The sequence below is a fragment of the Paracoccus sp. NIOT.M2S5SZ12 genome (assembly GCF_057748165.1).
Genome location: NZ_JBYLFR010000024.1, coordinates 1 through 12,708 on the forward strand (window position 1 = coordinate 1; position 12,708 = coordinate 12,708).

Genomic DNA, 12,708 nt, shown 5'->3' on the forward strand with positions numbered 1-12,708 from the left:
GTTGAAGGCAGACCAGTTGGTGGTGCGGTAGCGGGCGGGCTTGGGCTTGCTCATGCTGCCCATCTAACCGCATGGATTCACCAAGTGAATCCTTAACGGGGAGAGTTCTGCAACAACGCCTGTTGACGGTGCCGCCCGCTCACCTAAGCTAGCCAGAGCGGGGTCGCCTTCAAATGCCGAAGCGCAGGAAGTTCCTGGGTCGTGGAGGTTGAAAAGCCTCTGGCCCCGCTTATTCTCATGAAGATGTCCAAATGCAACCTGCGGTCACGGTCTGTACGGCGGCCGAGTTTGCGATGTCGTTAGCCGATCTTCACCTGACCGGCGCAGACAATACCTGCCAGTACTGGGGTTCCCGCCTGAGGCCTTCAGGAGCACCATCAGACCAGCGTTGACCGCATCTGCCGTTTCGCCCAAGGTGCGCCGGCGTATGGCAATGAGGCGGACCTGGATGAGCAGCGATATCAAGACCCTGAGTGCATTTGTTTGGTCTATCGCTGAGACCCTGCGCGGCGACTTCAAGCAGTCCGAATATGGCAAGGTGGTTCTGCCCTTCGTGGTCCTGCGCCGGCTCGACTGCATCCTCGAAGCGACCAAACCCGCCGTGCTCGATATGGCATTATCATTGCCGGCGGACATGGACGACGAGGCGCGCGATATACTTCTAGCGGGCGTCGTCGGGCAGAACATGCGGCTCTACAACCTCTCGCGGTTCACCTTCGCCTCGCTCAAGGGGCAGGACCCGAAGGACATCCACAAGAACCTGATCGACTACATCACCAAGTTCTCGCCCAATGTGCGGGACATCTTCCTCGACAAGTTCCTGTTCACCGATCAGCTGAAGCGCCTGAACGACGCGGGTCTGCTGTTCCGCGTCTTTGACCAGTTCAGCCAGATCGACCTGCACCCGGACGCGATCTCGAACCTCGAGATGGGCTATCTCTTCGAGGAGCTGATCCGGCGCTTCTCGGAAATTTCGAACGAGACCGCGGGCGAACATTACACCCCGCGCGAGGTGATCCGGTTGATCGTCTCCCTGCTGCTGATCAACGATCGCGACGCACTGACGGGCTCAGGGGTGATCCGCCAGGTCTATGACCCCGCGGCGGGGACGGGCGGCATGCTGTCCATCGCCGAGATGGAGATGAAGGCCCTGAACCCGCGCATCCGGGTTGAACTTTTCGGCCAGGAACTGAACCCCGAATCCTTCGCCATCTGCAAGTCCGACATGCTGGTCACCGGCCACAACCCGGAGAACATCGCCTATGGCAACACGCTGACGCAGGACGCCCATCGCGGCAAGCGGTTCCACTACATGCTGTCGAACCCGCCTTATGGCGTCGACTGGAAGAAATACGCCGACCCCATCAAGGACGAGGCCGACACCCTGGGCAAGAATGGCCGCTTTGGCGCGGGCCTTCCCCGCATCTCGGACGGGCAGTTGCTGTTCCTGCAGCACATGATTTCCAAGATGCGCAACGACGAACAGGGCTCGCGCATCGGCATCGTCATGAACGGATCGCCCCTCTTCACCGGCGGCGCGGGGTCCGGCGAAAGCGAGATCCGCCGCTGGATGCTGGAAAACGATTGGGTCGAGGCGATCATCGCGCTGCCCACGGACCTTTTCTACAACACCGGCATCCAGACCTATGTCTGGCTGCTGACGAACCGCAAGGACCCGGCCCGGCGCGGCAAGGTGCAGCTGATCGACGCCAGCGGAGAGCGGTTCTGGAAATCCATGCGCAAGTCGCTCGGCTCCAAGCGCCGCGAGATCACGCCCGAGGCCTGCGACGAGATCGCCCGCCTCTATGCCCAGATGCTGAACGGTCAGGGCGAATGGGGCGACGTGTCGAAGATCTTTGCCACGTCCGATTTCGGCTATCGCGAGATCCGTGTCGAACGCCCGCTGAAACTGGCCTTCTCGGTGACGAAGGAGGGGTTGGAGGCGCTGCGCGACAGCAAGCCTTTTGAAAAGCTGGACGAGGATGAACGCCTTGGGGTCATGAACGCTGTTCTGGTCCATCTGCCGCAGGGCGAACGCTGGCTCGACCGCGATGCGTTTGACAAGGCGCTGGCCGCTGCCTTGCGTCGCGCGGGGGTCAAGCTGGGCGCGCCTCTGCGCAAGGCGATCCTGTCGGCCCTTTCGGAACGTGACGAGGACGCGGAGATCTGCCGCGATGCCAAGGGCAAACCGGAACCCGATACCGATCTGCGTGATCATGAGCTTGTGCCGCTGGATCAGGATTGGCGCGACTATGTCCGGCGCGAGGTGCTGCCCTTCGTTCCAGATGCCTGGGTCGATGAGACCCATGCCGACGCGGCGGATGGCGGCGTCGGGCGGGTCGGGTATGAGATCAACTTCAACCGCTATTTCTACAAATACGTCCCGCCCCGTCCGCTGGCCGAGATCGATGCCGAGTTGAAGGCGCTGGAGGCGGAGATTGCGCGTCTGTTGCAGGAGGTGGTTGAGTGACGGACATAATGACGCTCGCCAGTCCGTCAAACTGGCAACTGTATCGGCTTGGACAACTGTTCCGCGAACGCAAGGCCAAAGGTAGCGATAAGGACTTTCCGCCACTATCTGTCACCATGAACGGCATTGTTCCGCAACTCGAAACGGCCGCCAAGACAGATGACGGCGACAATCGAAAAGTAGTTCGAATTGGCGACTATGTGATCAACAGTCGGTCAGACCGGAAAGGGTCTGGCGGCATATCCGACTACGAAGGGTCTGTCTCGCTGATCAGCATTGTGCTTGAACCGCGAGACACTATTGAATCTCGCTACGCACACCACCTGCTGCGTTCACCAGCATTTCAAGAAGAGTATTATCGTTGGGGCCACGGCATCGTCGCTGATCTCTGGACGACCCGTTATGCCGACATGAAGAACATTCGGTTGCGAGTGCCCGACCTCGCGACCCAACGCCGGATTGCCGACTTTCTGGACCGTGAGACCGCAAGAATAGACCTGCTGATCGAGAAAAAGCAGCGCTTGGTGGCGTTGCTGGGGGGAAAGAAAGAAACCCTGCGAGACACTGCTCTTTGTAAGGGTCTATCAGGTGCCGCAGACATGAAAAACAGCGGCGTCGATTGGTTCGGCGAAGTTCCCGCACATTGGACCGTCTGTCGCTTCAACCGCCTTGTTGCCTCAAAGGTCGACTATCGCGGTCGAACACCAGAGAAGGTCGATGAGGGCGTGTTCTTGGTGACTGCACGCAACATCCGTGACGGAAAGATCGATTACCTGCGATCCGAAGAATACACGACCGCCGAGGATTGGGAAAAACTAAGCGCACGAGGCAAACCGCGCCTTGGCGATGTTATCTTTACCACTGAGGCACCGTTGGGTCAGATCGCACAAGTTGACCGAACGGACGTCGCGTTTGCACAAAGGATCATGAAGTTTCGGGCGAACGACGTCTTGGTCAGTAATGACTTTCTGGCAGAGTTCATGATGACAGCAACGTTCCAGCGGTCGCTGCAACTCTATTCGTCCGGGTCGACCGCTGCCGGTATCAAGAGCGAACGCCTCGCTCATCTTTCGGGGTTGGTGCCGCCAAAAGAGGAGCAATCGCAGATTGTCGCGTTCGTCAGGCGAAAAATCGACCAACTCAACGCGTTGGAAGCGCCGATCAACACTTCCATCGACCGCCTCAAGGAATACCGCTCCGCCCTGATCACCGCCGCTGTCACGGGTCAGATCGACGTGACGACCTATGCACGATCCGGCACCACCGACCGCCGCCTCGACGCCATTCAAGAGGAGATGGGCGCATGAGCGACACCCTCACCACCGCAGACATCCACCGCGAAAAGGTCTTCGAGGCGCATATCGTCGCCTGCCTGACCACGGACCAGGGCTATATCGAACGCGACTGCGCGGCGCATTACGACGTCGCCACGGCGCTGGACACCGAGCTGTTGTTCCGCTTCCTGCGCATGACCCAGCCCGAGGCCTGGCAAAGCCTCGAGGACCATTACAGCACGCAGGCCGAGGCCGAGGTTCTGAAACGGCTCGACAAGGCGCTGAAGGACAATCCGACCCATGTCGTGCTGCGCGAGGGCATCAAGCTGGTGCCGAACATCCGTTTTGCCCTGTGCTATTTCAAACCCGCGTCGAACCTGAACCCGGACCTGACGCGGCTTTATCAGGCGAACATCCTGTCGGTGATGCGGCAGGTCACCTATTCCGCGAAGAACCGAAACGCCCTCGACATCGTGACCTTCGTCAACGGCATCCCCGTCGCCACGATGGAGGTGAAGAACCTGCTGACCGGGCAGAACATCCGCCATGCCGAAGCGCAGTATCGCAAGGACCGCTCGCCCGCCGGCGAGCCGCTCTTGACCTTCAAGCGCGGCGCCATCGTTCATTTCGCGGTCGACCAGGACAATGTGTCGATGACCACGCGCCTGATGAACGGCAAGACGCGCTTCCTGCCCTTCAATCGCGGCCGGGAAGGCGGCGCGGGCAACCCCGATGTGCAGGGCGAGAACCGCGTTGCCTATCTCTACAAGGATTTGCCCGAGGGACGCGCGGTTCTCTCGCGCGAAGTGCTGCTGGATCTGATCGGGAGGTTCATCCACCTCGAACGCAACGATGGCAAGGAGGCGCTGATCTTCCCCCGGTTCCAGCAATTTGACGCGGTGCGGGCCCTGCTGGCGGATGCGCGGGACAGGGGCGCGGGGCAGAATTATCTGATCCAGCACAGCGCCGGGTCGGGAAAGTCGAACACCATCGCCTGGACGGCGCACCAGATCATCAACCTGCATGACAATGACGACCGCCCGCTGTTCGACACCGCGATCATCGTGACCGACCGCCTGGTGCTGGACCGGCAGCTGCAGAACACGATCGGCGGCTTTGCGCAGACCGACGGTGTGGTCAGAAAGATCGACGGCACGTCGCGCGATCTGAAGGACGCGATCCAGAAAGGCGCGCGGATCATCATCACCACCATCCAGAAGTTCGGCACGGAGCACTTGGCGACGATCTCTGGGCAAGGCGGGCGCAACTTCGCGGTGATCATCGACGAGGCGCATTCGTCGCAATCAGGCAAGTCGGCGCAGGCGATGACGGATGCGCTGACCCGCGATACGACGGGTTCGGATGACGTCGAGGACATGGTCCTTGCCTTCCAGAAGGCACGCGGGCCGCAGAGGAACATCTCGTTCCTCGCCTTCACGGCGACGCCGCGCAATGTGACGCTGGAACGGTTCGGGCGGATCGGGTCGGACGGCAAGCCGCATCCGTTCCACCTCTATTCGATGCGCCAGGCGATCGAGGAGGGGTTCATTCTGGATGTCCTCCAGAACTACATGACCTACAAGGCCTATTACCAGCTCGAGAAGACCATCGAGGACGACCCGGCCTTCAAGGGGCGCCGTGCGCAGTCACGGGTCGCGCGCTACGCCTCGCTGCATCCGACCGCCATCGATCAGAAGGTCGAGGTGATCGTCGAGCACTTCCGCCGCCACGTCGCGAAGGAATTGGACGGGCAGGCCAAAGCGATGATCGTGACGCAGAGCCGTGAACATGCCCTGCGCTATTGGCAACGCTTGGGTGAGTACATTGCCGGCAAGGGATATGCCGATCTGAAGGCGCTGGTCGCCTTCTCGGGCGATCTGAACATCGATGGCAACATCTGGACCGAGGCGACGGCCAACGGCTTTGCAGAAACCGAATTGCCGCGCCGGTTCGACACGGACGAATACCATGTTCTGGTCGTGGCCGAGAAGTATCAGACCGGCTTCGACCAGCCGAAGCTGGTCGCGATGTATGTCGACAAGAAACTGGCGGGATTGCAGGCCGTCCAGACCCTTGCCCGCCTGAACCGGACGCGGGCAGGCAAGGAGCGGACCTTTGTGCTCGATTTCCAGAACACGATGGACGAGATCAGGGACGCCTTTGCCCCTTATTTCGAGGCTACGGCACTCGAAGAGCGGACAGACCTGAACCAGATTTACGACCTCGAGCAACGGATTTCAGGAACAACCTACATCATCTCGGACGAGGTTGAACGCTTCGCCGAGCGGTTCTTCCGGGGTGATCTGTCGACGCAGGACCGTCTGGCCTTGGAGGGCACGGTTCGTCTTGCCGTCGAGCGGTTCGATCTGGACGAGGACAAGGCGCAGAAGGAAGAGTTCAGGCAGCTGTTGAAGAGCTATCAGCGGTTCTACGCCTTCGTCGCGCAGGTCATTGCCCTGAAGGACCCCTGGCTTGAAAAGCTCTATGCCTATACCTCTTGGCTGTCACGCCTGCTACCGTCGCGCGATGTCCCGGCCGATATCACGATTTCCGATGACATGCTGACCCTGTCCGCATTCAAGCTGCAAAAGGGTGAGGAAGGCAGCGCCTCGCTCTCTGCGGGCGATACTCAGACACTCGACCCGATCACTGAATTTGGCGCAAACGCGTACACGGAGGAAGAGGAGCGGTCCCTCTCCGAGATCATCGATTCGTTCAACGAACGGCACGGGACCAGGTTCTCGCGCGAGGACTTCCTGCGGTTCGAGCGTGTCACCCGTGACATCATGGACGAGGACATGACCGAGATGGTGCGCAACAACCCCGCGGACGTGGTCTACAGCGCGTTCTCGCAGGCGTTCTTCCAAGGCATGGTGAAGATGTTCCAGCAGGACAACGAGATGCGCAACATCGTCATGACGGACAGGGACGCGCGGGAACAGGCCACACGGCACTTCTTCAAACGCGCACAGCGGCAGGCGATGGGGTGAAGGACCCGGCCTTGGACCGCGTTGATTTAGCGGGCGGTTGATCTTCCGGGAGACCGGCGACCTTGTACCACTATTGTTTGCGGCCTGTTGAGATCATCGAGGCGCTGTCGCAGCAGGTAGCAACCAGGCGCTTGGGTGATGTTGGGCTGGATGATGGGTAGTGAAAATTTACCAACGCAAAAGTCAATGAAGTCATATCATTAGGGGATAAATTGGCGGAGAGGGTGGGATTCGAACCCACGGAACCCTTGCAGGCTCAACGGTTTTCGAGACCGCCCCGTTCGACCACTCCGGCACCTCTCCGCGCTTTCTGGTGTGGTGTCGCGGAATTACGGGGACGGGGGTTGAAGCGCAAGGGGGTATCGGCGAAAAAATCGTCATGGCTTCAAAATTTCCCGCGCGAAAGGGTCGTGACATGTTGACCGCCTTGGGACTGCTGCTCGCGCTGGTCGCGCCGGCGCCTGCGATGACCCCGGCCGCACCGGTCATCACGATCCAGTTGTCGCAGGACGGGCAGCAGCGGCTGTGGCGCGCGCTGGCTCTGGCGGATCTGATGCCCGTACTTCGCGACGAGGCCGTGGACGAGGCCGTGCGCCTGGAGGCGCAGGGGCTGATCGCCGGGGCGGGGCGGCCATGGGGCGATGTGGTGGCAACCATCCACGACCCCCACCGCATGGGGCGGCTGTTTCGCGACGGTGTTGCGCAGCGCATCGGTCGGGCCGATCCGCAGCTGATCGACCGGGCCCTGCGGTTTCACAAATCGGAACTGGGGCGGCGGATCGTCGATCTGGAGGTCTCGGCTCGCCGGGCGCTGGCCGAGCCCGGCATCGACGATGCGGCGCGGGCGGCCTTTGCTGAGGCCGTCGCGGCAGGCGATCCGCGGGCGCAGCGCATCCGCGGGCTGATCCGGGACGCCGATCTGGTCGCACCGAACGTGGCGGGCGGCCTCAACGCGGCCTTGGCCTTCAGCCGCGGCTATGCCGATGGCGGCGGCTATGACATGGCGCCGGACCCCGAGCAGATGGGCCGCGATGCCTGGGTGCAGCGCGCGCAGATCGAGGCGGACGCGACGGCCTGGCTGGAGGCGTTCCTTCTGATGGCCTATGCGCCGCTGGCGGACGCGGAGCTGGCCGCCTATCGCGACCACGCCCTGTCGCCCGAGGGCCGGGCGCTGTCCGAACTGCTCTTTGCCGGGTTCGACCGGGTCTTCGTGCAGACCTCCTACGACATGGGCGTCGCCGCGGCCCTGCGCGGCACGGGGCAGGCGCTGTGATCGTTCTGGTGGGGGTGCTGGCTGATCCTGCGATGCTGGCGGCGTTGGGTGTCACCGGGACGGCCGTCACGGTGGCGGGCCGTCTGTCGGGCGGCGCGCGCGCCGGGCTGGACCGCGACGGCTGGCCCACCCCTCAGGATGGGACGGGGCAGATCGCGGGCATCGCCACCGCGATGACGCCCGCGCTGAGACGCTATGCCGACGTGATGGGGCTGGAACCTGTCGCGTGGGAGGGGATGTCGCTGCTGGGGGTCGGCCTGCACGGGACTGGCGCGACGGACGCGCCCGCGCAACCGGCGCTGGCGGCGCAGATCGCGGCGGAAATTCTGGACGCCGCGCCGGACTTGGAGGCGGAGCTGCTGGCCTGGCGGCTTCCGATGATCGGCATCTGGGCGGCCAGCCGGCTGCGGGCGTGCGCGATGCCTGCTTCGGGGCAGGGGGTCGTTCCGCTGCGCGACGCCGGGGCGGTCCGGACGCTCAGGCGCGATCAGCCTTTCGCGGGGTATTTCGCGGTCGAACGCCTGGAGCTGACCCATGCGCTGCACCAGGGCGGCCAGAGCGGGCCGATGACGCGCGAGGCCTTTCTGATGGGCGACGCGGCGGTGCTGCTGCCGTGGGACCCGGTCCGCGACCGCGTCCTCGTGATCGAGCAGTTCCGCTTGGCGCCGGCGCTGCGCGGCGATCCGCAGCCCTGGCTTCTGGAGCCGATCGCCGGGCGCGTCGATGCCGGCGAGACGCCCGAGGCGGCCATCCTGCGCGAGGCGCATGAGGAGGCCGACCTGACGATCGACCGGCTGATCCCGGCCTTTCATGCCTATCCCAGTCCCGGCGCGGTCTGCGAGTTCCTGTATCAGTATGTGGGCATTGCCGATCTGCCCGACGGGCGCGCCGGAATTCACGGTCTGGACGGCGAGGCCGAGGATATCCGCGGCCATCTGATGGCGCGAGCGGACCTTTCGGCAATGGTAGATGCGGGCCGGATCACCAACGGCCCGCTGGCCATGCTGTCGCTGTGGCTGGACGCGCGGGCCGACCGGCTGCGGGGGGAACCCCCGCGCGGCTGACCCGTTGGGAGGGCGGGCTTGCCCCGGCAAGCCGCGGACGTGTAGGAAGGCCGGACGTTGAACGAACTGGGAAAAAAGGTCGATCGCCATGCGAATCTGTTCTGATCTGGCCGACGCGATCGGCAACACGCCCCTGATCCGCCTGAACCGCGCCAGCGACGAGACCGGCTGCGAGATCCTCGGCAAGGCCGAATTCATGAACCCCGGCCAGTCCGTCAAGGACCGCGCCGCGCTCTACATCATAAAGGATGCCGTCGCGCGCGGCGCGCTGCGTCCGGGCGGCACGATCGTGGAGGGCACGGCGGGCAACACGGGCATCGGGCTGGCGCTAGTCGGCGCGTCGATGGGGTTCAAGTCGGTGATCGTCATCCCCGAGACGCAGAGCCAAGAGAAGAAGGACATGTTGCGCCTGGCCGGTGCGACCCTGGTGGAGGTTCCGGCCGCACCCTACAAGAATCCGAACAACTATGTCCGCTACTCGGGCCGCCTGGCCGAGACCTTGGCGCGGACAGAGCCGAACGGCGCGATCTGGGCCAACCAGTTCGACAACACCGCCAACCGTCAGGCCCATGTCGAGACCACCGGCCCCGAGATCTGGGAGCAGACCGGCGGCAAGGTCGACGGCTTCATCTGCGCGGTGGGGTCGGGCGGCACGCTGGCCGGGGTCGCCGACGCGCTGCAGCCCAAGGGCGTGAAGATCGGTCTGGCCGATCCCGAAGGCGCGGCGCTGCATTCCTTCTACACCACCGGCGAATTCGACAGCCCCGGATCGTCCATCACAGAGGGCATTGGGCAGGGGCGCATCACCGCGAACCTGGAGGGATTCACCCCCGATTGCAGCTGGCGCATCCCCGACGAGGAGGCCCTGCCCATCGTGTTCGACCTGCTGCGCGACGAGGGGCTGTGCCTGGGCGGATCGTCGGGCATCAACATCGCGGGCGCGATCCGCATGGCGCGCGAGATGGGGCCGGGTCATACCATCGTCACCATCCTGTGTGATTACGGAACCCGCTATCAGACAAAGCTGTTCAACCCCGACTTCCTCCGCGCCAAGGGGCTGCCGGTTCCAGACTGGCTGACCCGCCCGGCGCCCGACCTGCCGCAGGTTTACGAAGACTGAAAGGTTTCATGCGACATCTGATTGCGACGATACTCGTGGCGCTGCTGGCCCTGGCGGCAGCGCCCGTGATGGCCCAGAACATCGACTATCAGACCTGGGAGCAGGTTGCCGAACGCGCCGAGGCGCTGAGCGCCGACCCCCAGGCTACCAACGACGCGCTGGCGCGCACCCGCGCCCGGATCGTCGACTGGCGCGACCGGCTGCAGGCCGGGCAGAGCGTGAACGGCGACCGGATCACTACGCTGGAGAACCAGATCGCCGCCCTGGGCCCCGCACCTGCCGAAGGCGCCACCGAGGATGAGGATCTGGCCGCCAGACGTGCGGAGCTGAACCAGCAGCTCTCCACCGCGCAGGCCCCGCGCCTTGCCGCGACCGAGGCCACCAGCCGCGCGAACTCCATCATCGACCAGATCGACGAGATCGTCCGCCAGCGTCAGGCCGTCGAGCTGACAAAGCAGACCCCGTCCCCGGTGCTGCCGGGGTCTTGGGGTGCCGCGGCGGGCGACGGGCTGACCCTGCTGGGCGGCGTCGCCGAGGAGGTGACCGGCCGAAACGCCTCGCCGCAGGCCTGGGCCGATCTGCGCCCGCGTCTGCCGCAGGTAGCGGCCTATCTGCTCGTAGCGCTGGTCATCCTGACGTGGGGCAGGGCCTGGATCACCAACCTGCCCACGCGGCTGTCGTCGCGCGCCTCCGAATACTCCCGCGCGGTGCTGGCTTTCGTCGTGTCGCTCGGCCAGATCGCCATCCCCATGGCGGGCGTATATCTGGGCATCAGCGCTATTCAGGCGACCGGCCTGCCGGGCCCGTGGACCACGCCCTTCCTCAATGCGCTGCCCACCGCGGCGGTGATCCTGTTTGGTGGCATCTGGATGGCGCGCGCGCTGTTCCCCCGTCAGGCCATCGCCTATACCTCGCTGCAGATGAGCGAGAGCCGCCGCGTCTCGGCCGGGCGGATGGTGCAGGTGCTGGCGCTGCTGATGGCGGTGCATCACATCCTGACGCGCGCGATGCTGCCGCTCTCGGGCCTCTATGAACGGGGCGAGGCGCAGGTCGGGCGGGTGCCCGTGCAGTTCTCCGACGCCTCGGCCGGGGTCTGGCACCTGGTGCTGATCACGCTGGCCGCCTTGGCCATGTTCCGGCTTGGCAACATTCTGCGCCGCCTGACGCGGGATTCCGTGACGCAGGACCTGTCCTATCGCCACTGGATCGCGGCTTGGGCCGGGCGGCTGACCCGCATCATCGCGCCCATTGCGGTGCTGCTGACAGCGGCGGGCTATGTGAACCTCGGGAACATGCTGGTCTGGCCGTGGCTCTTTTCGCTGGCGCTGGTTGGACTGCTGATCCTGCTTCAGGACTTCATCGCCGACCTGTTCAACATGCTTCAGCGCGGCGCCGAGGGCGCGCGCGAGGGTCTGGCACCCCTTCTGACCGGCTTCGCGCTGGTGCTGGCCTCCATCCCGGTCTTCATGATGATCTGGGGCGCGACCGCGTCGGAACTGGCCGAATACTGGGTCCGCTTCCGGCAGGGCTTTAGCTTGGGCGGGGTCAACCTGTCGCCCCGTGCGCTGCTGACCTTCCTGATCATCTTCGCCATCGGCTATGCGCTGACCCGCAGCGTGCAGGGGATGCTGCGCAACTCGATTCTCCCCAAGACGCGGCTGGATGCGGGGGGCCAGAACGCGGTCGTGTCGGGCCTGGGCTATGTCGGGATCTTCCTGGCGGCGCTGATGGCCATCACCTCGGCCGGGATCGACCTCTCCTCCTTTGCCATCGTCGCGGGTGCGCTGTCGGTCGGCATCGGCTTCGGCCTGCAGAACATCGTGTCGAACTTCGTCAGCGGGATCATCCTGCTGATCGAACGGCCGGTCAGCGTGGGCGATTGGGTCAGCGCCGGCGGCCAGCAGGGCATCGTCAAGAAGATCTCGGTCCGCTCGACCATGGTCGAGACCTTCGACAAGACCGAGGTGATCGTCCCCAACAGCGACTTCATCAGCCAGCCGGTCACCAACTGGACGCGCCACAACAAGATCGGGCGGATCATCATCCCGATCGGCGTGGGCTATGGCAGCGACACCCGCAAGGTCGAGCGCATCCTGCGCGAGATCACCGAGGATCACCCGCTGGTCGCCATCGACCCGGCCCCGGCGATCCTGTTCCGCGGCCTGGGCGCCGATGCGCTGAACTTCGAGATCCGGGCGATCCTGGCGGATGTTGGCACGGGCCTGGGGGTCACCTCGGATCTGCTGCACAGCATCGTCGCGCGCTTTGCCGCGGAGGGGGTCGAGATTCCCTTCGCCCAACGCGACATCTGGCTGCGAAATCCCGAGGCGCTGCCTGGCCAGACACCGCGGATCGAACCGGTCGCGGCGTCCGGCGCGCCCAAGGCGATCGAGGCCAGCACCAACCAGCCCGACGACATGCTGATCCGCGATGATATTGAGGATGCGGGCGGCGTGCCGGACGAACCCGACGGCGACGCGCGCTGAAATCCCTCGCAGGTCCTCGGGTCCGCCCCGA

The 12,708-nt window shown here is 64.2% G+C and carries 8 protein-coding genes and 1 tRNA gene; 7 read left to right on the forward strand and 2 right to left on the reverse strand.

Features of this window, described 5'->3' with window-relative positions:
• Positions 1 to 448: 448 nt before the first annotated feature.
• Positions 449 to 2,470 (forward strand): type I restriction-modification system subunit M, encoded by a 2,022-nt coding sequence (locus AC2SGK_RS16290; protein WP_488324520.1) that lies wholly within the window; start codon positions 449 to 451, stop codon positions 2,468 to 2,470.
• Between the two features lie 8 nt (positions 2,471 to 2,478).
• Positions 2,479 to 3,777, forward strand: a complete 1,299-nt coding sequence (locus tag AC2SGK_RS16295) for a restriction endonuclease subunit S (protein ID WP_488324521.1) — start codon at positions 2,479 to 2,481, stop codon at positions 3,775 to 3,777.
• On the opposite strand, the gene AC2SGK_RS16300 is transcribed toward AC2SGK_RS16295, so the two are convergent.
• A complete protein-coding gene (locus AC2SGK_RS16300) occupies positions 3,756 to 4,046 on the reverse strand; it encodes a hypothetical protein (RefSeq protein ID WP_488324522.1) in 291 nt (96 codons plus the stop codon). The genes AC2SGK_RS16295 and AC2SGK_RS16300 overlap by 22 nt on opposite strands.
• A gap of 3 nt (positions 4,047 to 4,049) precedes the next feature.
• On the opposite strand from AC2SGK_RS16300, the gene AC2SGK_RS16305 reads away from it, so the two are divergent.
• A complete protein-coding gene (locus AC2SGK_RS16305; RefSeq protein ID WP_488324523.1) occupies positions 4,050 to 6,734 on the forward strand; it encodes a type I restriction endonuclease subunit R in 2,685 nt (894 codons plus the stop codon).
• A 213-nt stretch (positions 6,735 to 6,947) separates the two neighbouring features.
• Here the strand turns inward: AC2SGK_RS16305 and AC2SGK_RS16310 are convergent.
• Positions 6,948 to 7,037, reverse strand: a tRNA-Ser gene (locus tag AC2SGK_RS16310).
• A gap of 112 nt (positions 7,038 to 7,149) precedes the next feature.
• Between AC2SGK_RS16310 and AC2SGK_RS16315 the strand changes: the two genes are divergently transcribed.
• The 4 genes from AC2SGK_RS16315 (at position 7,150) to AC2SGK_RS16330 (ending at position 12,677) form a co-directional block, all read left to right on the forward strand.
• Positions 7,150 to 8,007: a hypothetical protein gene (locus tag AC2SGK_RS16315; RefSeq protein ID WP_488324524.1), complete on the forward strand. Its 858-nt coding sequence runs from the start codon at positions 7,150 to 7,152 to the stop codon at positions 8,005 to 8,007.
• On the forward strand, positions 8,004 to 9,071 hold the full coding sequence (locus AC2SGK_RS16320) for an NUDIX domain-containing protein (RefSeq protein WP_488324525.1): 1,068 nt from the start codon (positions 8,004 to 8,006) through the stop codon (positions 9,069 to 9,071). Before AC2SGK_RS16315 ends, AC2SGK_RS16320 begins: the two co-directional genes overlap by 4 nt.
• An 88-nt stretch (positions 9,072 to 9,159) precedes the next feature.
• Positions 9,160 to 10,191 (forward strand): cysteine synthase A, encoded by a 1,032-nt coding sequence (locus AC2SGK_RS16325; RefSeq protein WP_488324526.1) that lies wholly within the window; start codon positions 9,160 to 9,162, stop codon positions 10,189 to 10,191.
• 8 nt (positions 10,192 to 10,199) lie between these two features.
• The gene (locus AC2SGK_RS16330) at positions 10,200 to 12,677 is read left to right on the forward strand and encodes a DUF3772 domain-containing protein (protein ID WP_488324527.1); all 2,478 of its coding nucleotides are present in this window, start codon (positions 10,200 to 10,202) and stop codon (positions 12,675 to 12,677) included.
• Positions 12,678 to 12,708: the final 31 nt, after the last annotated feature.